The organism is Roseibium sp. (assembly GCF_965229775.1).
Classification (GTDB): domain Bacteria; phylum Pseudomonadota; class Alphaproteobacteria; order Rhizobiales; family Stappiaceae; genus Roseibium.
Window position 1 is genome coordinate 2,674,133 of the sequence record NZ_OZ245929.1, and the last position, 26,011, is coordinate 2,700,143.

A 26,011-nucleotide genomic window follows, 5' to 3' on the forward strand; every position below is an offset into this window, starting at 1 on the left:
GAAGGTGACTAGCAAGTCTATGTTTCTAGTGCGGTCTACGAATTTGAAGTTCGCTTCGGAGACTGCTGCAGCAATGATGCGAACTTCAAATTCACCGCACTAGGAGGGAGATCATCCAGATGAAAATCGGAACACGTTCGGCGGCGCTTGCTGTCGGCCTGCTTGGTTTGGCCGCAGGCGCTGCGTGGGCACATGGCGGTGCGACGGGCATCGTCAAGGAACGCATGGACGCGATGGAGGACATCAGTCAGAACGTCAAGACTGTCGGACAGATGCTGAAAGGCACCACCACCTATGATCCGGCTGAAGTCGCGCGGGCAGGTTCGGCCATTGCCGCGCGCGCAGGCGACGCGATGACAGGGTTGTTTCCCGAAGGCAGTCTCCAGCACCCTTCGGAGGCCAGCCCGGAGATCTGGGCGGACTGGCCGAAATTTTCCGCCTATGCCGAGAGCCTTCAATCCTCCGCACTGACGCTCAAGGACCTGGCGGCCCAGGGAGCTGAACAGAAGGCCGTCGCCGCGGCTTTCGGGAAGGTCGCGGCGACCTGCAAGTCCTGTCATGAGGCCTTTCGGATCAAAAAGTAGCGGTTTCCGGTTCTGACGCAGCGTCTTCAAAGCAGGCATCCGGCAATGCGCTTGCCACGACCGGCCGCATGTTTTACCTCACGGTCAAACATTTCCGGTATTGAGACATATCCGGCAAGGCAAGAGGAGACCGCGCGACATGACCATCAGATACCACAAGGAAGATCTTCCTGATCTGACGGCCTACGCGGCGGCGGAGGCTGTTGCGGTCGATTCGGAGACTCTCGGGCTCAACCCGCACCGCGATCGGCTGTGCGTTGTGCAGCTCTCTTCGGGGGACGGCACGGCGGATGTCGTCCAGATCGCGCGCGGACAGAGCGAGGCTCCCAACCTCGCCCGTTTGCTCACCGACACGGCCAAACCGAAGATTTTTCACTTTGCCCGGTTTGATGTCGCCGTGCTGCGGCACTATCTAGGCATCGAGGTCGAGCCGGTCTGGTGCACCAAGATCGCTTCGAAACTCGTGCGGACCTATACGGACCGGCATGGCCTGAAGGACATCACCCGTGAATTGCTCGGGGTTGATCTTTCAAAGCAGCAGCAGAGTTCCGACTGGGCGGCGGAAACCCTGTCGGATGCGCAGCTGGCCTATGCGGCTTCGGATGTGCTGCACTTGCACGCGTTGAAGAGAAAACTGGAGTTCATGCTGCAGCGGGAAGAACGCAGCCATATCGCGGAGGCCTGTTTCAAGTTTCTGCCGACGCGCGCCGAACTTGATCTCAAGGGATGGGAAGAAACGGACATTTTCGCGCATTCCTGAGGATGGCGGCGCGTGTGATCGGCGCCATTGCCGCAGTTGGAGAGTTTGTTGAGTATCACCAGCGGACATTTGGGGAATGCAGTTCCCGGGCATCAGCTCAGCCGTGTGCAGCGGGCAGCGCGCCGTCACAGCCTGCTGGTGCGTCTGCTGCGCTGGGCCTTCCCGGCGATCGGTCTGCTGATCCTGGCCGGCATGACCGGGCTTGTCGTGCTGTTCAATGTCCTGAGCGGTTTCGGTGCGGCCAACGTGATGCTGACAAGCGAGGGACTGGTGATGGATCATCCCGAATTGTCGGGCCATGATGGCGATCGTTCTTACAAGGTCACCGCGCGCCGTGCGATCCAGAGGTTGAGCGATCCGCGGATCATCGATTTGGAGACCATCCGCGCGGACATCGTCCTTGGCAAGGACGAGAGCGCCGAAATCATTGCCCTGAAGGGCACCTATGACAATGCCGCTGAAACCTTGCGCCTATATGACGGTATCCAGATCGAATGGAGCGAAGGGTACACGGTCGACCTGTCTGTCGTGGACGTCAATTTGAAGAACGGCGCCATGAAAACATCCGAACCGGTTTCAATTCGCTCCGATCAAGGGCATGTTCAGTCCGGTAATCTCTCCTATGATAAGGCAAATGGCCTCGTCCGGTTTTCGGATGGTATCAAGATGACGATCAATCCGGCTTCGGAAGGACAATAGCAGATGACAGTTTTGAAACGCCTTGCTCTTGGGGTTGCCGCCGTTTTCCTTTCATCGGCCGTGCAGGCGCAGACCTTCTCCGATTCCTTCGCCGGGTTCGGATCGAACGACGGAGAGCCGATCGAGATCGAGGCGAGCGAACTTCTCGTCGAGGACAACAACAACACGGCGACCTTTGTCGGGGACGTCGTCGTCATTCAGGGCGAAACGAGCCTCGAAACGGAACGGCTCAAGGTGTTTTATGCCGGCTCGGGTGCGTCCGCCGGGGAAGGGGCCGTGCAGCAACGCATTTCACGCCTCGAGGCGGAAGGCGGTGTTTTCGTCACGTCCAAGGATCAGACCGCCAAGGGCGACGCGGCAAGCTTCGACATGAACAAGGAAATCATGGTGATGACCGGCCGCGAAGTCGTTCTCAGCCAGGGGCCCAATGTGGTGGTCGGCAACAAGTTGACGGTCAACCTCAAGACCGGGCAGGCGAACCTGACCGCGGCCAAGGGGAAAGTCTCCGGTTCCGGCGGTGGCGGCGGGCGCGTCAAGGTGCGGATCATGCCCAACAGCGTAGAAGAAAACTGATACTTTGTGTGCCGGACCGGTGGACATGTCCCGGTGTGCGAAACGGTCTTGATGCAGCGATTGATTGGATATTCTTAAGTGAAGATTTCATCTTCGGATTACGACGGGTTGCACGGAACAATGCCTGATCAAGAGGTGCCCGGAGACGACCTGTCGCAGGCACTTGTGGTCGACGGTATCGGCAAGACCTATGGCCGCCGCCAGGTGGTGAAATATGTGAGCCTGACCGTGAAGCCGGGCGAATCCGTCGGTCTGCTCGGACCCAACGGTGCCGGCAAGACAACAACCTTCTACATGATCACCGGCCTCATTCGTCCGGACCAGGGGCAGATCCTTCTTGAAGGCTTCAACATCACCAAGATGCCCATGTATCGCCGGGCTCGATTGGGGATCGGCTACCTGCCTCAGGAAGCTTCCATCTTCAGGGGGCTGACCGTCGAGGAGAACATTCGTGCCGTGCTCGAGGTGATCGAGCCGAACCGGCAGAAACGGCGCGAGGAACTCGACTCGCTTCTGGCGGAATTCGGTCTCACGCATTTGCGCAAGTCGCCGAGCATCGCCCTGTCGGGCGGTGAACGCAGGCGCGTGGAAATCGCGCGTGCGCTCGCCAGCCGCCCCTCCTTCATGCTGCTTGACGAACCGTTCGCCGGTATCGATCCGATTGCAGTCGGCGACATCCAGCAACTTGTGCGTCATCTGACCCAGCGCGGCATCGGTGTCCTCATCACGGACCACAATGTCCGCGAGACCCTGGGCCTGATCGACAGGGCCTACATCATTGCTTCTGGCGAGGTTCTCACCGAAGGTCTGCCTCAGGAAATCGTCACGAATCCCGATGTACGCAGACTTTATCTGGGGGAACAATTTACGCTTTGATGACGAGTATCGAGCTAGGGTATAGTGCAGGTCTGTAACTAAGAAGCAAAAAGCAGACCACTAGAAGCGACACGCGCCTGGGAACTCGATGGCCATTTCAACAAAGTTGGAGATGCGGCAAAGCCAATCGCTGGTGATGACGCCGCAACTGATGCAGGCGATCAAGCTTCTGCAGATGTCCAACCTTGATCTCGTTTCCTACGTCGAGGCTGAACTCGAGCGCAATCCGCTGCTGGAAAAGGGGGACGGCGAAGCTGGCGAAGGCGGCGCCCCCGACGCGCCGGAGGCCGCCGGCCAGACCCCGGAAACCGTCAATGGCGCTGCCGAAGGTACAGAAGAGCCGAATGCCGGCGACTGGATGCAGAACGACCTGGAAACAGGCTCGGAAGCCATTGCGTCGCGAATGGACACGGATCTTGGAAATGTCTTTCCCGATGAGCCCGGGGTCCCGGCCTCTCCTGACCCTGCCCAGCTGAAATCCGGCGACAGCTACAAGAACGCATCCAGCAGCGCAGCCTCCGAGGATTACAATCTCGAAGCTTTTGTCGCCGAAGAGGCCTCTCTTGGAACATCGCTTGAAGAACAGATGAATCTGGCGCTCAGCGACGAGGCCGACAAGCTGATTGCGGGCCATCTGATCAACTCGCTGGATGAGAACGGTTATCTTTACCTGGACCTGAATGACGCGGCCGAACAGCTGGGTGTTGATCTTGGCCGTGTCGAGACGGTTCTCGGCGTCTTGCAGACCTTCGAGCCCGCCGGCGTCTTCGCACGCAATCTGGCCGAATGTCTGAAGCTGCAGCTGATCGACAAAAACCGGTTCGACCCGGCGATGGAAGCGCTGATCGACAACATCGAACTGCTTGCAAAGCGGGATCTGCAAACCTTGCGGAAGATCTGCGGCGTCGACGACGAGGATCTGATCGAAATGATCGCCGAAATCCGCGCTCTGGACCCCAAGCCGGGCAGCGCCTTCGGCTCGGCGCTGGTGCAGCCGGTGGTGCCGGACGTCTTCGTGCGGCCGGCAAATGACGGGACATGGGCGGTGGAGCTGAACTCGGACACCCTGCCCAAGGTGCTGGTGAACCAGACCTACTATGCAACGGTGATCAAGACGGCGCGCAACGAGACCGAGAAGGAATACCTGACCGACTCGCTTCAGACCGCGAACTGGCTTGCCAAGAGCCTGGATCAGCGCGCCAAGACCATTCTCAAGGTTTCGACGGAGATCGTGCGCCAGCAGGACGGGTTCCTGACCTACGGCATCGAGCACCTGCGCCCCTTGAACCTGAAGACGGTCGCGGAAGCCATAAGCATGCACGAATCGACCGTGAGCCGGGTCACCTCCAACAAGTTCATGGCGACACCGCGCGGCATCTTCGAATTGAAGTATTTCTTTTCCTCGGCCATCTCCGGCACGGGTGACGGTGACAGCCATTCGGCCGAATCCGTGCGTCATCGCATCAAGACGATGATCGATGCTGAAGACCCCAAAGCGATCCTCTCCGATGACACGATTGTCAAAACTCTCAAGGAGGACGGCGTCGACATTGCCCGGCGCACCGTGGCCAAGTATCGCGAGGCCATGAAAATCGGGTCTTCGGTGCAGCGCCGGCGCGAGAAAAACACCAGATTGTAGCTTTCCGGCGTGCTTTTGCCCGCATGCGGTTTCTTCTCGGAACGCCCCGAAATTCCACACAAGTTCGATTTTGTTTTGTGATGTCCACGTAAATAAAATGTTGGATATACGCTATTCTAACGCAGTCGACGCGCACCTATTTATTTACAATTGACACTTTGCGTTAGCGCAATTATAGCACCGCCCTCATGACGTAATGAGGGGATGGCGCTCTGGCGCTGACTGGTCCATTGTGGACCTGAGGCGTTTCGCGTCTCGGCATCGGCTGCGGCCGATGAACTAACGGCCAACAGAAAAAGAAGAGGTCCCCATGGCTTTGCGGATTTCGGGTAAAAATGTGGATGTGGGCGATGCACTGCGCGAGCACATCACAGACCGGATTGAAGACGCCCTGTCGAAGTATTTCACGGGTGGATTCACTGGCCACGTTACGCTCAGCAGGGAGGGCACAGGCTTCAAGTCCGAGTGCAGTCTGCATCTGGACACGGGAATCGTGCTACAGGTGTCTGCACAGGATCAGGATCCGCGCAACAGTTTCGATGTTGCCGCGGACAAGATCGAAAAGAGGCTGCGCCGCTACAAGCGGAAGCTCAAAGACCACCACAGCCACAATGGCAACGGTCGGGAAGCGTTTGAAGCAGCGTCTTACGTGCTCGCCTCCACGGAGGACGACGAGGAACTGCCGGCGGATTTCAATCCGCTCGTCATTGCCGAGACTTCGGCGAAGGTGAAGACCATGACGGTTGGCATGGCGGTGATGGAACTGGATCTGACCGAAGCGCCGGTCGTCATGTTCAAAAATGCGGCAAACGGTGGCGTAAACGTTGTTTACCGCAGGCCGGATGGCAATATAGGGTGGATAGACCCTGCACTGGTGGCCGGCGAGGCTGCCGAATAGATGATGCGGACGAAGCTGGCCTCCAAGTGCAGGCCGGCTTCCAGGATTTGTAGGCGAACTTATGGATCTTAGTGATCTTCTGGGTAAAGACGCGGTAATTGCCGGCCTGAAGGCCAAAAGCAAGAAACAGGCAATTCAGGAACTGTCTTCCCGTGCAGCCGAACTGACCGGGCTTTCGGAGCGCGAGATTTTCGATACGCTGCTGCAACGCGAACGTCTGGGCTCGACCGGTGTCGGCCACGGCATTGCCATTCCTCATGGAAAGCTGACGCGTCTGGACCGCTTGGTGGGACTGTTTGCAAAACTGGAAAAACCGGTTGATTTCGACTCGCTTGATGATGAGCCCGTCGATCTGGTTTTCCTGCTGCTCGCACCGGAAGGCGCCGGCGCGGACCACCTGAAAGCCCTGGCGAGAATTGCCAGGCAGCTTCGGGACGGATCCGTCACGCAAGGGGTGCGCGCGTCCGCGGACGCTGCAGAGATCTACGATTTCCTCATTCAACCGATCGCCTCGTCCAACGCGGCCTAATCGATTAGAGCAATTTGCTCCATGAAAAAAGTCCGGCGAAAGCCGGACTTTTTTGTTTCAGACCTCTGCGGGTTCCGGGTCGCCCTGGACGATGCCCGGCTGCGCCGCCGTCTGGGAGGCTCCTTTGGACAGGGCCGCCAGGTGCAGAGCGGCCAGTTCCGGTGGTGGCGCGGTTTCTTCGGGAATGCGCCACAGTGTTGACCGGATCCCGAGTTTGCCGAGCGACTTCGTCGACGTCGCAACCGCGATCCCGATTGCGAGCAACGGTCCGATTGCGATGGGCAGGATCGGCCAGACAAGTTCGATCGGCTGGAACGAGAACCAGGTGAACGCCACGATGCCGAAAAGCGTCTGCGGCCAGAGCTTGGACATTGCCAGGGACAGGGGAAGGCGTGCGACGCCGCGCGCCTGTGCGCCCCATCCGATCGTCTTGCCAATGGCGAGACCGCCCATGAACATCGTGTGCGCAACCGCCATGATCGGCGCAAGCATGGCCGAGTAGACGATTTCAGACCCGAAACTAACCAGAATGCGGATTGGCCCGCCGAACGCCTTTCTGAGGTCGCGGCGCGCAAGCACGTCGACCACGGTCGCGATCTTGGGCGCGAAAACCATGCTGAGCACTGTAAAGAACATCACGACGCCCGTGTCCGCCCGATAGGGGGCATAGTCCGTCGTCATTCCCAGCACTGCGGCACCGACCATGAAGCCGATCCATGCGGGAGAACCGAGGAACATCAGGATCGCGAGGACCAGTTGCGCGCGGCTGACGGGTTTCAGGCCCTTCATGCCGATGAGGCGCCGGTACTGGAGATTGCCCTGGCACCAGCGCAGATCCCGCCGGATGAATTCCAGCAGATGCGGGGGATTGTCCTCGTAGCTGCCGGTTTCCAGCGGAAGCACGCGGCACTCATAGCCCGCACGGCGCATCAGGACCGCTTCCACCTGGTCATGGGACAGGATCGTTCCGGCGAGCGGACCCTTGCCGGGCAGGACCGGCAGGCGGCAATGCTCCTTGAACGGCTTCAGCCGCAGAAGTGCGTTGTGACCCCAGTACGGTCCGCAATCGCCCTGCCACCATGCGCTGCCGATCGTGTAGGAGCGCATGCCGAGCCGCATGCCGAACTGGAAGACGCGTGCAAAGGCGCTGTCGGTCGGAAGGCCGACCACGAGGCTCTGCAGGATACCGACATTCGGGTTCGCTTCCATGCGGCGTACAAGCGTCGCAATGGCGTCCGCGGACATGTAACTGTCGGCGTCAAGCACAAGCGCAAAGTCGTGTTCATCGCCCCAGCGCTCGCAAAAGTCCTCGATATTGCCCGCCTTGTATCCGGTGTTCATGGACCGGCGGCGGTAAACGACGTCCATCTGCCCGTCAAATCTCTGAGACAGCCGGGCCGCCATTTCCTGTTCGTGGAGAGCGATCGTGTCCTGCGAAGTGTCGCTCAGAACGTACAGCTTGAAGTGCGGCGCGTGGCCTGAGCGGATCAGGTTGGACACCATCGCGCTGAGGTTTTTCTCAAGGCTGTCGACATCCTCGTCGCGCACGCACGAAAGCAATGCCGTCGAACTCGTCAGGGGTGCGGTCGCGTTGCCGGGAGCGATGGGACAGACCGCTTTCACCGGATCGCGCGAAAGCCGCATGACCAGCAGGCCGATGACCGCGTTCCAGAACCCGATGATCGTCCAGGGAAGCGTCACCATGAAGCAGAGCAAGATGAACAGGTCGAGCGGTGTCAGCCCGCCGGGCGACAGGGTGACCGCCATCAGTGCCGTCAGCCCGAAAAAGCTGATTGCAAGCAGTGCGGCGAATAAAAGCCGCCTGACCGTCATTTTGCGCGCTGAAATGTCTGAACGGGAGGGGTCAGAGACTCGAAACATTTTTGTGACTTCCAATCCGGGCAATCGTGGCGATAGTGCGCATGTCAAAATGTCCTGATATTGACACTGGCCAAGTGAACAAGCGGAACGTTACGGGAATGACGGACAAAGGGGTGGTGACGCGCGACACAGCCGAGGCTCGGGCGCTGTGGTACACCGAAAAAATGCAATGCGAAATCAAGCCGGTTGCGGCAAAGCGACCGCAAGGCGGAGAGGTGCTCGTGGACACGCTCTTTTCCGGCGTCAGCCGCGGCACGGAGGGGCTTGTCTTTCGTGGAGAGGTCCCGCAGAGCGAATGGCAACGCATGCGCGCACCGTTCCAGACGGGAGACTTTCCGTTCCCCGTCAAATACGGCTACGCCGCGGTCGGTACGGTGCGTGAGGGCGATCCGGCTCTTGCCGGCCAAACCGTATTTTCGCTCTACCCGCATCAAAGTGCCTTCACTCTCCCAACCGATGCCTGTGTGCCGATTCCAGATGGCGTTTCGCCGGAACGTGCTGTTCTTGCAGCCAATATGGAAACAGCGATTAACGCTATATGGGACGGAAAACCATCACCTGGGGATCACATCTGCGTGGTCGGTGGCGGCGTCGTCGGTCTCCTGACAGCTTACGTTGCCGGACAGCTGCCCGGATCAGCGGTCACCGTCATCGATACAAACCCTGAGCGTGCAAAAACTGCGCATGCTCTCGGACTTTCTTTTGCACTGCCGCAAAACGCGCCGCGAAACCAGGACATCGTGTTCCATGCAAGTGCCACGGCAGCCGGACTTTCAACCGCGCTGGAATGCGCCGGAGACGGCACGTCCATCATCGAAATGAGCTGGTATGGTGCTGAAAACGTTGCCGTTCCGCTGGGTGCCGACTTTCATTGCCGCCGCCTGAAACTTGTGTCCAGCCAGGTGGGCACCATAGCGGTGGAACGCCAGGCGCGCTGGACCTACAGGCGCCGCCTGGAGACAGCGCTGACGTTGCTGAAGGACCCGGTTCTGGATTGTCTCATCAGCCACAGACTCGCCTTCGCGGACTTGCCCGACCGGCTTCCCGATTTGTTGAACAAAGCGTCAGATGTGCTGATGACCCTTGTCGTCTATGACGAAAAAACTTGCTAGAACGGGGCTCGGTTTTTCTCAGATGCCCGTTTCACCCGCAGTTTCAGGAACCAGGAAATGTTTGCAGTAGAAGTTCGCGACCACGTCATGATTGCCCATTCCTTCAAGGGGGAGCTTTTCGGACCGGCGCAGGCCCTGCACGGTGCGACCTTTGTCATCGACGCGGCCTTTCTGTCCGGGGAACTCGACGACAACGGTGTGGTCATCGATATCGGCCGGGCTCACGAAGCCCTGAAGGAGGTTCTGGAGCCGCTCAACTACAAGAACCTTGACGATGTTCCGGAGTTCGCAGGCGTCAACACGACGACGGAATTCCTGACCAAGCACATACATGATCACCTTTCCAGGGCAGCGCGCGAAGGCCGGCTTGGCCGTCCCGGAAACGAACTCGACGCCGTGCGGGTCACGATTTCGGAATCCCACGTCGCGCGCGCCTGGTACGAGGCCAAGATCTGACATCGCATGAACAGGCTTTATTTCGCTTACCCCGGAGAGCTGGATACGCCGACAGGCGGATACGGTTACGACAGGAAGATCATTGCCGGACTGCAGGACCTTGGCTGGCAGGTGGAGCTGGTGCCGCTCGGCGCGGGATTTCCCTTCCCCGATGCCGGAACACTTGAAGAGGCCCGGACCGGGCTCGACGGGCTCCCGGACGGTGCCCTGGTGGTTGTCGACGGCCTCGCTTTCGGCGCCATGCCGGAGGTTGCTGCGTTTACTTCCGGCCGGCTCGATCTTGTCGCCCTGGTCCATCATCCCCTGTGCCGTGAAACCGGATTATCCGGCGCGCAGGCGTCAGGTCTTCTTGACAGCGAGCGCAACGCGCTGGGCCACGCCAGGCACGTGATCGTGACAAGTCATGCCACGGCCACGCAGGTCGCGGAGCTCTTTGGCGTTGCAGCTGACGGCATCACCGTCGTTCTGCCGGGAACCGAAAAGCAGGACTGCGCGGCGCGCAGAGCCACCGGCAGGCTTCGGCTGCTCTCGGTGGGCACTGTGGTCAGGCGCAAAGGCTACGATCTGCTGTTTGCCGCGCTCGACGGTCTTCGGGAGTTCGACTGGCACCTGGACATTGTCGGCGGACTTGACGCCGACCCGGCGTGCCATGCCGCGCTGCAGGAACAGCTGTCCGCGCTCGCGCTTACCGACCGCGTTACGTTCAAGGGCGCCGTTGCACCCGGCGAGCTTTCCGGTTTTTACCGGAAGGCGGACGTCTTCGTGCTGGCAAGCCGTTACGAAGGCTATGGCATGGCCTACACGGAAGCGCTGGCGCACGGGCTCCCCGTGATCGGCAGCGGTGGTGGTGCCGTTGCCGATACGCTTCCGGACGGCGCCGCGATCTATTGTGGAACGGAGGACATCGGGAAACTCAGCGCTGCGCTGAAGTCGCTGTTGAGCGACGAACGCGCGCGCCTCGATATGGCTGCAGCGGCGCGGCGCGCAGCCGAAGCGCTTCCGGACTGGCGGGATGCGGCGGCACGGTTTGCCGATGCCCTGGGCGGGGCGGGCCGATGAGCGGGTTTTCTTCCGAATGGCTGGCGCTGAGAGAACCGCTGGATGTTGCCGCAAGAGACCGGACCGTCGAGGCTGCGTTCCTGGAACATGTGCCCGCCGCAGCGCCCCGGATCCTTGATCTTGCGAGCGGGGCAGGCTCAACGGTTGCGGCGTTGAAGGACCATCTGCCCGAAGACACCGGCTGGCTCCTGACGGACCATGATCCCGCTCTGCTTGAAGTGGCGGCGTCGCGTTGGCGCGGAAAGAGCACGGGAGACCTGTCCGTGCTCCAGATCGATCTTGCCGGAGATGTCGAGGCATTGCCTTTTGCCGGGGTCGACGCGCTCAGCACATCCGCTTTCCTCGATCTGGTTTCCGAGCCGTTTCTTCAGCGCCTCGTGAACTGCGTGGTCGGGGCCGGCAAACCGTTCCTTGCCAGTTTGACCTATGACGGCCGGATCGGGTTCGAACCCGCGGCACCTCTTGACGAGGCGATGCGCAATGCGCTGAACGACGACCAGCTGTCGGACAAGGGCTTCGGCAATGCCCTGGGGCCGGGCGCCGCACCGCGCGCGGTCGAGCTGTTCAAGGCGTCCGGCTACAACGTGGTGCAGGGGCGGTCCGACTGGCAGATCGGTCCATCCGACACGGGTTTCCTGGAAGAGTTTCTCGGGGGCTGGAGCCGGCTCGGTACGCGCTACGGAGCGACGCGCGAAGATGTCGAGGCCTGGCGCACCGGGCACCTGGAGCAGGCGAAGTCGGGCAGGTTCCGGTGTACGGTCGGACACATTGATTTCGCCGCCTTTCCGGGCTGACGGTCCTGAATGTTTGTCACTGTCGCAATAGGTCAAATCAGACACTTAAAATTAAGGAAAGAGTAAGTATAAGCGCATCGTTTTGTCCAAAATGAGCGTAAATTACGCAAAAATACCCGATAATTATTGGGCTTCCGAAATTCTCTAAAGCACGTGCTAAGAAATTTCCGGTAGTTCAAGCCTTAAAGAGCACGTCATGTGTGCAAACGACAAAGGCAATCAGGGAAAGAGATCACGCTCCGATGGCTCCGCAGAGGGCCACATAGCGGGTTGGGTCTCGGGGCAACTGCGTGATGGATCAGCGCTTAGAAACTTCAAACAGGGCGATCTACGTTGACCTGGACGGGACTTTGCTTCGCACGGACCTGCTTTGGGAAAGCCTGTTCCAGGCATTGCGGCGCAACCCCCTGATCGTGTTCTCGTTGTTCGGCTGGGTTCTCAGAGGCATCGCCTACACCAAGGCCCGCCTGGCCGAAACGGCCGAGATCGACGTGACCGTTCTGCCCTACCGCTCCGAAGTGGTGACCGGACTGGAAAGCCAGAAGGCGCTCGGACGGCGGCTGGTGCTGGCAACCGGGTCAAACGAAAAGCTCGCCCACGCCGTTTCGGAACATCTGGGCCTGTTCGACGCCGTGCTTGCGTCCGACGAAAAAACCAACCTCACCTCGGGGCGCAAACTGGCCCGGATCGAAGCCGAGGCGGGAGATCTGGGGTTCGAATATTACGGCAACTCGCATCATGACGTATGTCTGTTCGAAGCCGCATCAGAAGCGGTTGTCGTGGCCCCGGACAGGGCGGCCGACCGATGGCAGAAACAATCGGGTGCCAGCCGGGTCGATGCGGGCGGAAGCCAGGCAAAAGCGGCGCTGAAGGCGATGCGGCCGCACCAGTGGCTGAAGAACACGCTGATCTTCGTCCCGGCGGTCATGGCGCACGAGATCTTCATCGGATCGGTGTTTCTGAGTGCCGTCCTGGCCTTTGTCGCCTTCTCGCTCTCGGCGTCGGCGATCTATATCCTCAACGATCTGCTGGATCTTGAAGCGGACCGCAATCACAAGACTAAGTGGAAACGGCCGTTTGCAAGCGGTGAACTGAGCATCCCGAACGGCCTCGCTCTGGCTTTCGGCTCGATCGCGATGGCGTTCCTGATTTCCACGGCTCTGCCGATCGGTTTTGCGGGCATTCTGGCGCTGTACCTGGTCATCACGACAGCCTATTCATTCTCGGTCAAGCGCATGCTGCTGCTGGACGTGTTCGTGCTTGCGGGGCTCTACACGATCCGTGTGCTGGCCGGTGGCGTTGCCGCGAGCATTGAATATTCCTTCTGGCTGCTTGCCTTTTCGGTGTTTTTCTTCCTCTCGCTCGCACTGGTCAAACGGTTCACCGAACTGCAGCAGGTTGGCGAAATCGCGTCGCGGGAAGTCACCGGCCGCGGCTACCGGCACGTCGATCTCGAAACGATTTCCCAGGCAGGCATGACGTCGGGTTTTGCCGCTGTTCTCGTGCTTGCGCTTTACATTCAAAGTCCCGCGATCGAGCGCGCCTATTCCGTGCCTCAGATGATCTGGCTGCTGTGTCCCCTGATCCTCTACATCATCATGCGGATCTGGATCCTGGCCCGCCGCGACGAGATGCACGAGGATCCGATCGTGTTCATTTTGAAGGACTGGCGCAGCCAGCTGATGATCGGGTGCGGCGCGCTTCTGTTCCTCGTCGCCGCTGTCTGGTGAGTCCCATGAACGCACATGTTGAAAGCTGGGGCGGGTTGAGCGTTGAAACGTCCGGATTGTTGAAGCCGGAGGCATTCCTCGATGACTCGCGCGCATCCGGCGGCGCACTGCCCTACGGCAATGGCCGCAGCTACGGCGACAGTTGCCTGAACGCCGCCGGCGTCGCGATCGCCACGCGATCAGCCCGCAAGATCCTTTCCTTTGACGAGACGACGGGCCTGCTGGAGGCCGAGGCCGGATTGCTGCTCTCCGAACTCATCGACGCGGTGGCTCCGAAGGGATGGTTCCCCGCCGTCTTGCCGGGAACGCAATTCGTCACGCTTGGCGGCGCCATCGCGAACGATATCCACGGCAAGAACCATCACCGGAAGGGAACGTTCGGCTGTCACGTGACCGAGATACATCTGGACCGGACGGACAGGGGGCCGCTCGTCATCAGGCCCGGGGACGCAACCGGTCTCTTCGAAGCGACCGTCGGCGGTCTCGGCCTGACCGGTCTGATCCGCAAGGCGACTGTCCAGCTGATGCGCGTTGGGGCGTCGTCGATCAGGCAGGAGACGACCCGCTTCAATGATCTCGAAGAATATTTCGGACTTGCACAGGAAGCTGACGACCGGCACGAATATGCCGTTGCCTGGCTCGACTCGATCAGCAGGGGACGGCGTTTCGGACGCGGACACCTGATCGCGGGCGATCATGAAACGGAGGGCGGACACCCGGCTGCCGGGAGCGCGTCGCCGCTCAAGGTGCCGTTCACGCCGCCGGTCACCCCGCTGCAGGGACCGTTTCTCCGGCTGTTCAACGAAACCTACTTCCGCGGTGCACCGGCCGGTGTTTCCACCCGGACGGTCGGGTTTGAAAAGTTCTTCTTCCCGCTGGACCGGATCGGGCGATGGAACCGCCTCTATGGCCCGCGTGGCCTGCATCAGCACCAGAGCGTCATCCCGGAAGAGGCCGGTTTCGAGACGGTGAAAAAGCTGCTCGAGTGCACACAGGCAAACCGGCACGGTTCGTTCCTGACGGTGCTGAAACGGTTCGGCCAGGTCCGAAGCCCGGGCTTCATGAGTTTCCCGCGTGCCGGCTACACGCTGACGCTGGACTTTCCCGACAAGGGCAGCCCGACCCTGCGGCTTCTTCAGGAACTGGATGAAATAACCCTTGCGGCGGGCGGGGCAATCAATCCCTACAAGGATCGCAGAATGTCATCTGCGACGTTCAAGGCATCGTTTCCCGACTGGCAGAGACTCGAGACCCTGCGCGATCCGGCACTGCTTTCCGATTTCTGGCGCAGAACGGCCTTGAATTAGGAGGTTGTTATCAAAGGATAGTTGAAACCAAATAAAAATCCAGCCTTTCAAGTAACGAAGCGTTATTCATACGAAGGCGGGTAAATAAAAAGAATTTCGAATTAATCTAATCTAATTGAATTCACGGGATAGTCCGACTGATAGAAATCGCGTGCGGAGACGGCCTTGCATGAATACCTACCTGCCCTTCATTCTGTTCACGGTTCTGACAAATGCCGCTGCGCAGATCATGCTGAAATACGGCATGACCCAGATCGGTGATTTCAGCTCGCTGCACAGCAATCTGGTCGTCAAACTGCTGCAGGTTGTCTTCACGCCATTCGTGTTCCTCGGACTGTGTACCTTCGTGATTTCCATGGCGTCGCATCTCTACGTCCTGTCCAAGGTCGAGCTGTCCTACGCCTATCCGTTCCTGTCGCTCGCTTACGTCGTCGTCGCCGTCTACGCGTACTTCATCTTCCAGGAAGACTTGAACGCGATGCGGGTTTTCGGGATCGCGCTGATCTGCGTCGGCACGGTCTTCATCGCGCAGGGCGGCTCGAAACAGGACGCGGTGGCGGCGCAGGCCAAGGTTCAAACAGCTTCTCTTGAGGAGACTCCGAAGTGAAACATATCCTCTTTGGCGGCGACGGGTTCGTCGGCCGGCAGCTCGCGAAACGCCTCTCAGAAGAAGGCGAAGAGGTGATCGTCGCCGATATCGCGGACACGAACAGGCACATCTACGCCAAGGCGCGCTTCATCGGTTGCGACGTGACGGACCCGGAGGCGATTGCCGCGGTGCCGATGTCGGGCGATGACATGGTCTATAACCTGTCGGCGAAAATGCTGTCACCGATCCAGGTGCGCGCCAAGCGGCACGACTTCTTCTATCCGGTCAACTACGACGGCACGAAAAACATCATCGAGGCGATGGACCGCGCCGGAGCCGGCCGGCTCGTGCACTACACGACCGACATGGTCTACGGTCACACCGTCACCTATCCGATGACGGAAGATCATCCGGTCTCACCCCTTGGCGAATATGGCCAGTCGAAGCTGGACACCGAAACGCTTGCGCAGGAGTGGCGGCAGCGCGGCATGGACATAACGCTGTTCAGGCCGCGCCTCATCATCGGGCCGGGCCGTCTGGGTATCCTGACGAAACTCTTCAAGCTGATCGACCTCAACCTGCCGGTCCCGATGATCGGTTCGGGCAAGAATCCCTACCAGTTCATTTCCGTTTATGACTGCGCCGACGCGGCCTACAAGGCCTGGAAGGCGGGTGTCCCGAACGAGGCCTATAACCTCGGGTCGATCGATCCGCCGCCGGTCAGAAAACTCCTGGGGGACCTCGTCAAGCATGCGAATTCAAGGTCGCTCCTCGTGCCGACCTGGGGCTTCGCGGTCAAGCGGACGCTCGACCTGCTCGATGCCCTGAACATGCCGATCATGGACCCGGAACAGTATCTGATTGCGGACGAGATGTGCGTTCTGGATGTGTCCAAGGGCGAGCGTCAACTCGGCTGGGTTCCGGCGTATCGGGACGAGGACATGCTGATTGCAGCCTACGACGAATACCGCGCGCAAAAAGACAGTGGCACCGGCATCGGACAGGGCACCGCCCAGCCGGCAGAATAGGAATTCCTGATGATGCAGAACACCGCACTTCGTGACGACTTCGAGCATTCCGGCGCAGATCTGCCCGATCCCGGCAAGCCGGACCTGATCACGGTCGAAGAGGCCAAGGCGCTTGACGCAGGGACAATGGCGGATCTCTTCAAGGAGCACATCAATCCCGGCCAGTTCCATTTCATGAAGCTGCTCGGGTTTCACAAGGTCAAGATCGAGACGGCCGAAGGCATGTACTATGTCGATCAGAACGGCCGGAAGATCCTGGATTTCTTCGGCGGGTTCGGATCGCTGGCACATGGCCATAATCATCCCAGGGTGATCGCGGCGCGTCAGAAGTTTCAGGAAGAAGGCCGCCACGAGATAGCGATTGCGTTCCTGTCCCAATACGCCACGGCACTTGCAAAGAACCTGGCTGCCTGTTCGCCCGGCGAACTGGACATGGTCTTCCTGGGATCCTCCGGATCGGAAGCCATGGAAGCGGCGGTCAAGGTGGCCGAACGCGCCTCAGGCAGGAAAAACTGCAAGATCGTGCATGCGGGCAATTCCTTTCACGGCAAGACCAAGGGTGTTCTGTCGATCACGGATTCCGATCTGTACCAGGGCGATTTCAAGCTCGTCGACAATCACATCAAGGTTCCGTTCGGCGATCTGGAGGCGCTGACCCGGGCGATTGAAGCCGATGCCGATATCGGCGTGGTCGTTCTGGAAACGATCCAGGGCGGTGGCGGCATCATCTCCGCACCGGAAAGCTACTGGAAGGGCGTTCGCGCGCTGTGCGACACGCACAACGTCCTTTGGGTCGCGGACGAGGTGCAGTGCGGGTATGGCCGCACCGGTAAGTTTTATGCCTTCGAACACTATGGCGTGGTGCCGGACGTGACCGCGCTGGCGAAGTCGCTTGGTGCCGGCAAGGCGGCCGTGGGCGCGATGATCGCGAAACGCGACGTCTACATGAAGGCCTACGGGTCTCCGAAAACGGCCATGATCCATGCCCAGGCGACGTTCGGCGGGATCGGCGAGGCAAGCATCACGGCGATAGAAGGGCTGAATGTTCTCTACGACGAAGACCTGATCGAAAACGCCGCACAGGTCGGCGCGCACCTGATTGCCCGTCTGAAGCAACTGCAGCAGAAATATCCGAAGATCATCAAGGACGTGCGCGGTGAGGGCCTGATGGTCGGTCTCGAATTCCAGGACTTCTCGAAGACCATGCCGGTCGTGCTGCGTCCGATGCTGTCTCTTCTGGACGAAAAGCTGAAAGGGTCTCTGTCCGGTTTTATCGGTGCGCAGTTGCTGCGGGACTACGACATCCTGGTGGCCTTCACGGAGTACAATCGCAACGTGATCCGCCTGGAGCCGCCGCTCGTGTGCACGGCGGAGAATGTCGACACGTTCTGCGATGCCTTCGACGATCTTCTGTCCAAGGGAATCGTCAGCATCGTCAACGGTTTCATCAAGTCACAGACAGGCTGACCCGCCAACCGGCAACTTTGCATCCGGATGACAGAACCCGCTCCATTGAGAGCGGGTTTTTGCTTTGCCGGGCAGCACGCCCGGAGGTCAAACCGGCCTTGTTGGGCGCAGTGAAAATTGATCGAAATCTTGTCTATGTTGACTTTTTGGCAATCAAATATCAAGAAGCGTCCTGTTAAAATATTGATTTGAAAGAGTTTTTTGTTTTTTTGCGCTATTTACGTTGCATTAATAATGTGTTAATTTGCCCATGTGGATAGAATCCAACAGATTTGAGAAGGCTCTGTGCAAAGGGCACGCTTTTATCACATTTTGGGCAAAGTTCGTTTTGGTAGGAGTTACCAGATGAGAATTCTGAGTTTGGCAATTGCGGCGGCGGTAGCGCTTCCGCTGGCATTTACCGGGGCGGCAGTCGCTGCACCGGCTTCTGGACTAATCGTCGGAGACATTTCCGAGTCCGGCCCGTCTCCGCGTCACCCGGATGACGCTGGTGCAGCGTTGGTTGACGACTTCAGCCAGGTGTCTACGGACGGCAATCCGTCCTTCACCCTTGCTGGACCGGTGAACCACATCTTCGGCACCATTCGTCATCGCAATAACACCCAGTACAAAGATGCCTGGGAGATGACAATCACCAAGGCAACGAAGATCGCGTTCAGCTGGATGCCGCATGAAGGCACAACGGGCGGCTTCGACGGCACGTTCTTTAACCCGATCCTGAATTACGTATTCGGCGGTACGGGCAGCACAACTATCGGCGTGTTGGCACCGGGCACCTACAACTTCAGCGTCGATGCGACGACCCACGGCACGCCTGAGCAGCTGGGCCACTGGAAAGTCAGCGCAACGGTTGTTCCGCTCCCGGCTGGCGGTATCCTCCTGCTGACCGCGCTTGGCGGCATGGCGCTTTACAGGTCCCGCAGGAAAGCTTGAGGTCAACGCTTCAGGCGTAGACTTGAGAATTGAAAACGCCGCCCGTCCGGGCGGCGTTTTTGTTTTCGGATCAACATGCTGGTTTGTCAGACCCGGGAGCGGTCTTCCTCGATAGAATGCGAAAACACCGGTTTCCAGATTTCCATCAGAACGACCAGCAGCGGCAGCATGTAGGGTAGGTAGATCCGGTCGTCCGGGAGCGGGAAGGTGACAAACTTGCCACCAATGCAGAGCGTGATCGCGATGACCGCTATCCATTGTCCCTTGGAGACGTTTGCGCCGTTGCGCAAGAGCAGTCCGAAGCCGAGGAGGAAGATCGCCAGCACCATCAGCCAGTTGAAGGCCTGCACGGTCCGGGCGAGATTGACCACAAGCGCCTTGACGTAGAGCACAGCGTCGAAGGCCGGATCGAAGCCGCGCATGTCATCCTGGTACTCGACATTCGAGAAATAGAAATGCGGCCACCAGCCCGGATGATCGGCAGAACTCGTGATCGGGAAATAGAGCAACAGGGCCCCGGCGAAGAGAGCGAGATAGACCAGCCGGTCCCTGCCGACGGCGAGCGCTGCAAGCAGCAGCGCGAAGAACAGCAGGAGCCCGTCCGGCCGGACCAGAAACATCATGAACAGGAAGGGCGCGGCAAAAAGGGGCCGCTCACGGCAGACGAAATAGAGCGCCGGCAACGCAAAGGCCGCCATCATGAGGTCCGGCGTCGCCTCGCGCGCCGAAAAGGTGTATCCGATCAGCATTGCGGCCGGGCCGATGATCATCAGACCCTGGACGAAGTTCTGCCGGGCACTCCAGAAGAGAATGAAGAGCCCGATGGCCGCTGCAGAAACGGTTGAGATGATCGTTGTCGCGTGCACGCGGCCGGTCACGGTTGCAAGCTGTTTGATCGCTTTGATGTAGCCGACCTTCACCCGGAACATCGGGAAAAGCGACACGAAATGCTCCGGCTGCTCGTACTGATTGACCCGGTAGGGGATGCTGGCCGTGATCTTGTAGAACTGCAGATCGGATGCCGCTTCCTTCACTTCGCCATAGGCCAGCTTGTGAATGTCGTCCGGGCTTTCAAGCTGATCTTCGGCAGCGATCCCGACATAGGCCAGAATGTCCCAGTTATAGACCGGGTTGAAATAGGCTAGGGCAAGCGTGCCCAGAACGATCAGCGAGAATACGCCAACCGAGAAGGCACTCACCACTTCTTTCGAAAGGACTTTTTGGGTCGAGTGGAGGACCGTTTCAAAACGATCGCCGAAGGTGTTCGTCAAGGACATGGCTCGAATGGGTCTTTCCGGTTGATTGGGCGCATGACTGCCGGTCCCCCGTCGCGCCGCCACAAAAAAGCCAGCCGGGCGCGGCTCGCATCCGCAATCGGCGACAACTCCAAGTAGCGGTCGATGGCGCGAGCATAGCGGTGGTGACCTAATATCGCCTTAACCGGATCGATTGCAGGTGAGTCAAAGGCAACGCACGCCGGCTGCTAAGTTGCTTTCAGGCCGCGCAAACGATCGCGGACGCTGGTCAACACCGGTTCGTACTCGGATTTCGGGACCGTGCGAAACGCCGCCAGCGCGCCGAGATAGACCACGGCGGCGGCGCTTACGGCAATCAGTAGTCCGGCAATGCCGTCGAGCCTGGACAAAACGAGCGTGGCGGTGCCGGCGCAAAGCAGGGCGGCGCAGATGCATTTCAGCAGCGCAAGCACCGGGATCTTCAGCTGGAGCACACGCCGGCAGTAGATGCCGAGGATCAGGAGAAGCAGCACGCTTGCCGCCGCACGCGCAATCGCCGCCCCGATCGGACCGAAGGCGGGAACGATCAGGAGGAGCGCGACCGTGGTGATTGCGCACCATGCAATCGTCATGCGCAGCTCGTCGGCGCTGCGGTCCTTGGCAAGGATCGCGCGGGAAATCACGGAGGACAGCGCTTGGGCGATGGAAAAGCCGAGAAGGATCACGGCCGGCCAGACGGCGGGGCGGAAGTCCTCGCCGAAGACGAGCGGTATCAGTTCCGGCGCGATCGAGGCACCGCCGATCGCGATTGGCGCAATCACGATTCCAAGCCAGCGTATCGTGCCCTCGAAAGCAACCCGGATGGCCCTGTCGTCCTTTTGATCATGGAGCACGCCGAATTGCGGAATGACGAATGCCAGGCTGAAAATCGCGAACTGCGCAACCATGCCCGACATGGTCAGCCCGATCGCATAGTAGCCGACCTGAGTGAAGGTGAAAAAGAAGCCGATGACCGCGAGTTCGATGCGCGCGCCGAAAAGCGCGAATATGCTGCCCGAAAACCAGTTGTTGCGCGCGTAGAGCACCACGTCGTTCGGCAGTTTGCGATCCGCGGGAGGGGGGCCGCCGACATATCGCCGGAGATCAAGCGCCTGCGGCAGATGACGGGTCGCGTGGCCCAGGATAGCGCCGACGGGGCCAAGCACGAAGGCCCCTGCAAAGACCAGCACCGGTTGGACGAGACAGCCGACAAGGGTCATCGCCGCCGTCCGGTCGAATTGCCCGAGACCCTGACCGGCACCGATGGCCATTGTTGCGTAAGCATAGCTGAGGAACAGGACGGTCGTGGCGACCCAGACCATTGATCCCGGCATGTTGTCCTGGCTCTGCTGCCAGAGGGCGTAAAGCAGGATGCCGCCTGCCATCAGCCCGGTTGTCAGCACGAAACGTCTGAGCAGGTTCCGGAAAAGCGGGCTCTTCCTGACGTCCGCGTCCGCGTCTCGGGCAATGAAGCGAAGTGCGGCCTGCGGCATCCCGAAATCCGAGACCACGGTCGCGACGGACATGAACCAGAGTGCATATGCGACAATGCCCGTGCCTTCGACACCGAGCGTCCGCGCGACAATGATGCTGCACACGAAACCCATGAGCATGGACAACATGCCCGCGGAGGTGTTGATGACCGACATTCGCAGCATGGATGCCATTGGATCGCGCTTCGTGTCCCTGTCTCCGCCCCGGTTGACGAGCGGTCCTTTCTTGCGACGGAGAGTTTGCATCGCCGGAGTGGACCTGTTCGCGGCGATCGGCTCGTGGGGAGCTCCTGTACGTTGAATATCCGAATTCGCTTAAGATTTGATGAGTGGTTGATCCTGGTCGAGGCCAAGCAGACGATTGGCGACATCCTTCCAGTCAAGCACGCCCGATGCCTCGTCGGTGAACGTCGACCCTAGAGCCGCCGTGATTGCCGAAACGAGGGAGTCGGGATCTCCGGGCTCATATCCGTGCCGGTTGATCTTGTCACCAACCGCGAAGACCGGGCAGATTGCCGGCAGTCTCAGGTACTCGTACTGCATCAGCTTGAGGCTTGAATCCGCGAGATAGGCGGCGTCCGCGCGCTGCCTGTAGGGCGCAACGCCTGCGTCCGCGTGTTTCAGGTACGGCAAGGTGTCCCGAAAGGGCATGCGGCCGTATTCGGTGACATTGTTGAACGTGCCTTCAATGCCCGGTGTGCCGATGAGGTGGAAATGAACATCGGGAAACGCATCCGCGGCAACGTCGAAAAAGGACGCGTCGAACAGCATGGACCCGACCGTCGCGACATTGCGGCCCGTTTCATACGGGCTTGCGGATATTCCGTCGAAGTCGGCTTTCGACACCCCGTGCGGAACGAAAAAAACGGGACGGCCGAAGTTCTGAAAGTGTGGCGCCATCGCCCGGGCCACGACCACGATGCTGTCGATTGCCTGCCTGTCGCGGTAGAGCTGTTTCGATATGAAGGTGTGCGCCCCGATCGTTTCGAGCAGATCCGCCACGAAATAGATGATTTTCGAATTTGGCGCCGACCGGCGGATGCGGCCGATCAGGGCAGCGGAAATCCCGGATTCCACGACAATCAGGTCTGCATCGCGCGCCGCATCGTCAAGCGCCTTGCACGCAGATCGGATCCACCAGCGAAACAGGGTGTCGGTCAGGCCTTCGAACTTGCCGAGACCTCTGCCGAACGGATGCACCGGAGAACGCCAGAGATAGCAATCGATCCCATCCACGGTCTGCCAGGCATTGGCCCGGCCAAACAGATTTTTCCGATGATCGTCGCTCAGCATCGAAAGCGCACTGAAGCCGACGGAAAAGAACTGAACAGCTGCACCCAGATCCCGAAAGGCATCGGCGAGGAAGTGCCGGCCGGCGCGCCAGCCGGTCCTGTAATCGTGTCTTGAGATCAGGAGGATCTTCTGTCCGTTCACGAATGTCTCCCTGTGCACGATCGGGTGGCTTTGTCGTTAAGTCGGAAATTAACGCTTGTGTGCTTAAACGCGCTTCATGCCGTTTGCATGCACCCCGCATGCGCTGTGGAGACAATGACCATGTTCGTGTTGACAATGGTTTAAGGAGTGGGGTTTCAGGTAATCGAGATGGATAGTGTTGCGGCCGGTCCGAAGAAACATGCGAGTGTCAAACACAGGATGCAGCGTATCTTCTGGAGATTGATCTCCGTTTTCCCGGACAAGATCTATCTGACCTGGAAGTACTTCTCGATCTTCGGCCGCTTTCCCGACTGGAAATCGCCGGTCCGGTTTTCCGAGTATCAGCAGATCCGGAAGCTGGAAGACCGCAATCCTCTCTATTCCAAGGTCGTCGACAAGGCGGATGCCAAGGGCTACATCACCGAGCGGGTCGGCGACACGGTCGTGATCCCGACTTACTGGGTGGGCACCGATCTGGCATCAGTCGACTGGAAAACGGTGGCACTGCCGGCGGTCGTCAAACCGACCCACGCAAGCGGCGCCGGGTTTTTCCTGCGCGGGCAAAGCGACATCGGTGACCTGATGAAGCAGAGGCCGGAAGCCGAATGGCTGTCCGCCGACCATTCGCGGATCAACCGGGAATGGGCCTATTCCAATGTCGAGCCGCGCATCATCATCGAGAAGTGTATCGGTGAGCCCGGTGAGCTGCTGAGTGACTACCGGTTCTACAGCTTCAACGGCAATGTCGTGCATATCGAAGTTCGCACGCCCAAGCCCGACGGCATGTATGAAAGTGTCTATTCACCGGATTGGGAACGCCTTGCCGTTCACATGAACTATTATCCCCTGCTCGCAGAAGAATTGCCGAAGCCCGACAAGTTCGACGCCATGCTTGAAATCGCGCGGTCCCTGAGCCAGGGACTGGGATTTGCCAGAATAGATCTCTACAACACTTCGGAAGGGATCTTCGTGGGGGAGATCACGCTCTATCCGAGCGGCGGCTTCGAGACGTTCGTGCCGGACAGCTACGACTTCAAGCTCGCGCGCTACTGGGACGAATTCGTCACTCAGTAATGCCAACCGTCATAGATAGAAACCCATTTCACCGGGATTATTTTGCCACAAGGCAAGGCGCGGTTTGCGCGCTAGTGCCGGCACTTCAAGCAAATCGCAACGCGGCATTGGGGCAAAAGAACCCGGCCATCGGCTGCGTTGCGGCGCTTGCCCGATGCGCCGGCATCGCGCTGCGCACCACGCCTGACCGAGTGGACCGGTTTGATGCCATGAAATGGGTTTCTATCTATGAAGGTTGGTATAACGCTTGCTGGATTGTTTTTCCATTCAGGCTTAATCAAGTATTGCGATCCGCGATGAAAATATCGCGACGGAATTGCATTTTCTTTACTTTGATTTTTTTTCGAATTTTAAGACCCGGTCAGCATACTTCGTGAGTCTGTAACGCAGTTTGACGGTCGACACCCGGCCTTGCGCGATGACGGGGAATGGAATGAACATGCTGACAGAAGTGGATCCGGCTCACCGACTTGAATCGAATGTTCGCAGCTATGTTCGCAGTTTTCCCTTCCTGGCCAAGTCGGCATCCGGCAGCACGATCGTTGCCGAGGACGGTACCGAATACATCGATTTCCTTGCCGGTGCGGGTGCCCTGAACTACGGGCACAATTGCAAGGTCATCCGCAACGCTCTGATCGGCTATCTGTCCGACGACGGCATAACCCACAGCCTCGACTTCGCGACGGTCGCCAAGAACCGGTTCATCGACGCGTTCGACCGGTTGATCCTGCAGCCGCGGGGAATGAGTTTCCGGTTTCAGTTCTGCGGTCCGACGGGTACGAATGCCGTCGAGGCTGCGATCAAGATTGCGCGCAAGGTGACGGGAAGGCGCGATGTCCTGGGCTTTACCCACGGGTTCCACGGCATGACGGCCGGCTCGCTGCAGCTCACGGACAACCCCTATTACAAGGAAGGTCTCCCGGATCTTGAGCAGCAGGTAAACACGCGACTGCCCTTCTGTGCGTCCCCCGAAGACCAGGAAGCCTCGATTGCGGCCATTGCCGAGACCCTTCAGTCCAGGTCGGACGGCGGGACTGCGCCGGCGGCAATCATCGTCGAACCCATCCAGGGAGAGGGCGGCATCAACGTTGCGCCGATATCCTGGCTCAAGGCCCTCGAAGGCTTGTGCCGGCAGTTCGGCGTGTTTCTGATCATTGACGACATCCAGATGGGCTGCGGGCGCACCGGCGACTTCTTCAGTTTCGAGAAGGCCGGGATCAGTCCCGACATCGTCGTGCTTTCAAAGTCGATCGGTGGATACGGCCTGCCGATGGCGCTCGTTCTCATGAAGCCAGAGCATGACGTCTGGAAACCGGGACAGCACAACGGCACGTTCCGGGGCAACAATCTGGCCTTTGTTGCCGCGACCGTGGCCCTGGAGCATTTCTGGAGCGACTTCGAGTTTTACGACGAGGTCAAGGCAAAGGCCGAACACATCGAGGAAAGGCTCGGACAGCTTGTCGCCGAGAATCCGGCCCTTGAGCTGAGCTATCGCGGCAAGGGGTTCGTGTGGGGGCTGGAAAGCAGGTCATCTGCGGACGTCGCAGGCCTGATCCAGAAGATGAGTTTCGAGCGCGGACTGATCGTCGAGACATGCGGCCGTCATGACCAGGTCCTGAAGTTTCTGGCCCCGTTGACGAGCACGATGAAGGAACTCGATCAGGGTTTCGATGTCCTCGAAGACGTCTGCGCCCTCCTCAACAGCCGCGAGGCCGGTACGGATCTCGGGCACAAGAGAGCCGCGGCAGGCTAGCCGGGGCTTCGGCAACCGCACCTGTCCGGAAACAGGGCCTTTGTCAAATCATACAGATTGACCGGAAAA

At 59.4% G+C, this 26,011-nt stretch carries 24 protein-coding genes; 20 read left to right on the forward strand and 4 right to left on the reverse strand.

Features of this window, described 5'->3' with window-relative positions:
* The first annotated feature begins 119 nt into the window (after positions 1 to 119).
* The 8 genes from ACO07N_RS12165 (at position 120) to ptsN (ending at position 6,558) form a co-directional block, all read left to right on the forward strand.
* A complete protein-coding gene (locus ACO07N_RS12165) occupies positions 120 to 584 on the forward strand; it encodes a c-type cytochrome (protein ID WP_421981268.1) in 465 nt (154 codons plus the stop codon).
* A gap of 139 nt (positions 585 to 723) precedes the next feature.
* Entirely contained in the window at positions 724 to 1,344 is a 621-nt protein-coding gene (locus ACO07N_RS12170; protein ID WP_421981269.1) for a ribonuclease D, read from the forward strand.
* A gap of 48 nt (positions 1,345 to 1,392) precedes the next feature.
* On the forward strand, positions 1,393 to 2,043 hold the full coding sequence (gene lptC, locus ACO07N_RS12175; RefSeq protein WP_421981270.1) for an LPS export ABC transporter periplasmic protein LptC: 651 nt from the start codon (positions 1,393 to 1,395) through the stop codon (positions 2,041 to 2,043).
* 3 nt (positions 2,044 to 2,046) lie between these two features.
* Positions 2,047 to 2,616: an LptA/OstA family protein gene (locus ACO07N_RS12180; RefSeq protein ID WP_421981271.1), complete on the forward strand. Its 570-nt coding sequence runs from the start codon at positions 2,047 to 2,049 to the stop codon at positions 2,614 to 2,616.
* 120 nt (positions 2,617 to 2,736) lie between these two features.
* Positions 2,737 to 3,492 (forward strand): LPS export ABC transporter ATP-binding protein, encoded by a 756-nt coding sequence (gene lptB, locus ACO07N_RS12185; RefSeq protein WP_421981272.1) that lies wholly within the window; start codon positions 2,737 to 2,739, stop codon positions 3,490 to 3,492.
* Positions 3,493 to 3,580: 88 nt separating this feature from the next.
* Positions 3,581 to 5,131 carry an RNA polymerase factor sigma-54 gene (gene rpoN, locus ACO07N_RS12190; protein WP_421981273.1) on the forward strand — a complete coding sequence of 517 codons (1,551 nt, stop codon included), beginning with the start codon at positions 3,581 to 3,583 and terminating at the stop codon, positions 5,129 to 5,131.
* Between the two features lie 310 nt (positions 5,132 to 5,441).
* Entirely contained in the window at positions 5,442 to 6,029 is a 588-nt protein-coding gene (hpf, locus tag ACO07N_RS12195; RefSeq protein ID WP_319385667.1) for a ribosome hibernation-promoting factor, HPF/YfiA family, read from the forward strand.
* 61 nt (positions 6,030 to 6,090) lie between these two features.
* The gene (gene ptsN / locus ACO07N_RS12200; protein WP_421981274.1) at positions 6,091 to 6,558 is read left to right on the forward strand and encodes a PTS IIA-like nitrogen regulatory protein PtsN; all 468 of its coding nucleotides are present in this window, start codon (positions 6,091 to 6,093) and stop codon (positions 6,556 to 6,558) included.
* A 57-nt stretch (positions 6,559 to 6,615) separates the two neighbouring features.
* Here the strand turns inward: ptsN and mdoH are convergent, their stop codons facing one another.
* On the reverse strand, positions 6,616 to 8,439 hold the full coding sequence (gene mdoH, locus ACO07N_RS12205; protein WP_421981275.1) for a glucans biosynthesis glucosyltransferase MdoH: 1,824 nt from the start codon (positions 8,437 to 8,439) through the stop codon (positions 6,616 to 6,618).
* Positions 8,440 to 8,537: 98 nt separating this feature from the next.
* Here mdoH and ACO07N_RS12210 point away from each other — a divergent pair, with 98 nt between their 5' ends.
* The 10 genes from ACO07N_RS12210 (at position 8,538) to ACO07N_RS12255 (ending at position 18,914) form a co-directional block, all read left to right on the forward strand.
* Positions 8,538 to 9,551 carry a zinc-dependent alcohol dehydrogenase gene (locus ACO07N_RS12210; RefSeq protein ID WP_421981276.1) on the forward strand — a complete coding sequence of 338 codons (1,014 nt, stop codon included), beginning with the start codon at positions 8,538 to 8,540 and terminating at the stop codon, positions 9,549 to 9,551.
* Between the two features lie 57 nt (positions 9,552 to 9,608).
* A complete protein-coding gene (locus ACO07N_RS12215) occupies positions 9,609 to 10,007 on the forward strand; it encodes a 6-pyruvoyl trahydropterin synthase family protein (RefSeq protein WP_421981277.1) in 399 nt (132 codons plus the stop codon).
* Positions 10,008 to 10,013: 6 nt separating this feature from the next.
* Positions 10,014 to 11,066, forward strand: coding sequence for a glycosyltransferase family 4 protein (locus tag ACO07N_RS12220; RefSeq protein ID WP_421981278.1), 1,053 nt, complete (start codon positions 10,014 to 10,016; stop codon positions 11,064 to 11,066).
* Entirely contained in the window at positions 11,063 to 11,860 is a 798-nt protein-coding gene (locus ACO07N_RS12225) for a methyltransferase type 11 (protein WP_421981279.1), read from the forward strand. Before ACO07N_RS12220 ends, ACO07N_RS12225 begins: the two co-directional genes overlap by 4 nt.
* A 293-nt stretch (positions 11,861 to 12,153) precedes the next feature.
* The gene (locus tag ACO07N_RS12230; protein WP_421981280.1) at positions 12,154 to 13,590 is read left to right on the forward strand and encodes a UbiA family prenyltransferase; all 1,437 of its coding nucleotides are present in this window, start codon (positions 12,154 to 12,156) and stop codon (positions 13,588 to 13,590) included.
* Between the two features lie 5 nt (positions 13,591 to 13,595).
* A complete protein-coding gene (locus ACO07N_RS12235) occupies positions 13,596 to 14,897 on the forward strand; it encodes an FAD-binding protein (RefSeq protein ID WP_421981281.1) in 1,302 nt (433 codons plus the stop codon).
* 169 nt (positions 14,898 to 15,066) lie between these two features.
* A complete protein-coding gene (locus ACO07N_RS12240; RefSeq protein ID WP_421981282.1) occupies positions 15,067 to 15,504 on the forward strand; it encodes an EamA family transporter in 438 nt (145 codons plus the stop codon).
* On the forward strand, positions 15,501 to 16,514 hold the full coding sequence (locus ACO07N_RS12245) for an NAD-dependent epimerase/dehydratase family protein (protein WP_421981283.1): 1,014 nt from the start codon (positions 15,501 to 15,503) through the stop codon (positions 16,512 to 16,514). Before ACO07N_RS12240 ends, ACO07N_RS12245 begins: the two co-directional genes overlap by 4 nt.
* A gap of 12 nt (positions 16,515 to 16,526) precedes the next feature.
* Positions 16,527 to 17,981, forward strand: a complete 1,455-nt coding sequence (locus ACO07N_RS12250) for an aspartate aminotransferase family protein (RefSeq protein ID WP_421984420.1) — start codon at positions 16,527 to 16,529, stop codon at positions 17,979 to 17,981.
* A 345-nt stretch (positions 17,982 to 18,326) separates the two neighbouring features.
* Complete coding sequence (locus tag ACO07N_RS12255) at positions 18,327 to 18,914, forward strand: VPLPA-CTERM sorting domain-containing protein (protein WP_421981284.1); 588 nt, start codon at positions 18,327 to 18,329, stop codon at positions 18,912 to 18,914.
* An 86-nt stretch (positions 18,915 to 19,000) separates the two neighbouring features.
* Here the strand turns inward: ACO07N_RS12255 and ACO07N_RS12260 are convergent, their stop codons facing one another.
* From ACO07N_RS12260 to ACO07N_RS12270, 3 genes are all read right to left on the reverse strand, one after another.
* Entirely contained in the window at positions 19,001 to 20,191 is a 1,191-nt protein-coding gene (locus ACO07N_RS12260; protein ID WP_421981285.1) for a hypothetical protein, read from the reverse strand.
* A gap of 206 nt (positions 20,192 to 20,397) precedes the next feature.
* Positions 20,398 to 21,927: a lipopolysaccharide biosynthesis protein gene (locus ACO07N_RS12265; RefSeq protein ID WP_421981286.1), complete on the reverse strand. Its 1,530-nt coding sequence runs from the start codon at positions 21,925 to 21,927 to the stop codon at positions 20,398 to 20,400.
* Positions 21,928 to 21,996: 69 nt separating this feature from the next.
* On the reverse strand, positions 21,997 to 23,115 hold the full coding sequence (locus ACO07N_RS12270) for a hypothetical protein (RefSeq protein WP_421981287.1): 1,119 nt from the start codon (positions 23,113 to 23,115) through the stop codon (positions 21,997 to 21,999).
* Positions 23,116 to 23,283: 168 nt separating this feature from the next.
* Between ACO07N_RS12270 and ACO07N_RS12275 the strand changes: the two genes are divergently transcribed.
* On the forward strand, positions 23,284 to 24,189 hold the full coding sequence (locus ACO07N_RS12275; protein ID WP_421981288.1) for an ATP-grasp fold amidoligase family protein: 906 nt from the start codon (positions 23,284 to 23,286) through the stop codon (positions 24,187 to 24,189).
* Between the two features lie 433 nt (positions 24,190 to 24,622).
* Positions 24,623 to 25,942, forward strand: a complete 1,320-nt coding sequence (ectB, locus tag ACO07N_RS12280) for a diaminobutyrate--2-oxoglutarate transaminase (protein ID WP_421981289.1) — start codon at positions 24,623 to 24,625, stop codon at positions 25,940 to 25,942.
* The last annotated feature ends 69 nt before the right edge of the window (positions 25,943 to 26,011 follow it).